Here is a 1,106-nt window from a genome sequence, read left to right as displayed (position 1 = left end):
GGAGGTTATTTATTCCTGACCTGTGAAATATCCAGATTATGAAAGAACGTAATATTAATTAATCCGCGAACGCCCGATTACGCTACGCTAATCGAGCCTACGGCCCTAAGATGGGATATTCTCAACCACAAAATTATCTGGGTCACGCCAAGATATTACTTTGTAACTTTTACTTACCATATTCCTATCTTTATAAAAACCAACGATTTCCGATGGGTACCATCCATACCCAAACAAGAATAGAACCTCGCGGTCAATTAGACGATTAATCATTGAAACAATATCGTTTTCTGTCGAAAAAGATTGCACCATATAATCTCCATCGACTGTAAAGCCAATATTATTCATATCACTAACCAACTGTTCATTGTTAGCTATCAATTTTATTTTGTTACTATTTATATCAGTAACAATAATTGTATTATCTGGTCTTTTATTCACTTCACTTTTACCCTCAAAAAAACCGGTGTAGATGTAGGTACAGAGTCGATAACAAGCTCTGGAGCACCGCCTGGTAGATGTTGTCCAGGGCCTTTAAAGTAATCATTACCAGATAGTGGACTCCTAGGGTTCATTTCTGAAATGCCGTCTATCTTTCTTACATTAAAACCTTCTGATAAAGATCCTGGATTTAGCCCCATATTCTTTTCAATTATCGAAGCTGTGGATTGAGATATAGTGACGCTATCGGAATCAACCTCGCCGAAATATTTCATCACTCCATTTTTATCTGTAACGAACGTACCATCCCTACCTATTGATGGATATTGGTCCCAACTAGAAGGACTTATATTAAAGCCTTGGTTATCAGACAGCATTTTATGCTGCCTAGCTTGGGCAGCCACCACACTCGGCGGCTCTTCCATACCGTTTGGTGTATTTTGACTAGCGTGGCCATCAATATTATTCGGCCCATTTTCTTTTACATTTTTCAACCCCAACGGATCGACCCAACCAATCGGATTAGGCGCATATTGGTAGTTATTAATGCCCCCCGCTAACCCAATCGGATCGGGGCTAATAAAGCGGCCGGTATCGGGTTGATAATAACGGTGGCGGTTGTAGTGCAGCCCTGTTTCCGCATCCCAATATTGGCCCTGAAAGCG

2 protein-coding genes are annotated in these 1,106 nt (G+C 40.7%); both read right to left on the bottom strand.

The window, feature by feature from the left end; all coding sequences use genetic code 11:
- Positions 1–105: 105 nt before the first annotated feature.
- Complete coding sequence (locus CUC53_RS13195; RefSeq protein WP_100294587.1) at positions 106–441, bottom strand: hypothetical protein; 336 nt, start codon at positions 439–441, stop codon at positions 106–108.
- Positions 438–1,106 (bottom strand): RHS repeat-associated core domain-containing protein (locus tag CUC53_RS19285; RefSeq protein ID WP_236757922.1); only part of this gene is annotated, 669 nt, incomplete at its 5' end. The genes CUC53_RS19285 and CUC53_RS13195, both read right to left, overlap by 4 nt.

Source organism: Aeromonas cavernicola, from assembly GCF_002795305.1.
GTDB lineage: Bacteria > Pseudomonadota > Gammaproteobacteria > Enterobacterales > Aeromonadaceae > Aeromonas > Aeromonas cavernicola.
Note: the sequence above shows the minus strand (reverse complement) of the source record. Positions and strands in the feature narration are given on the sequence as shown.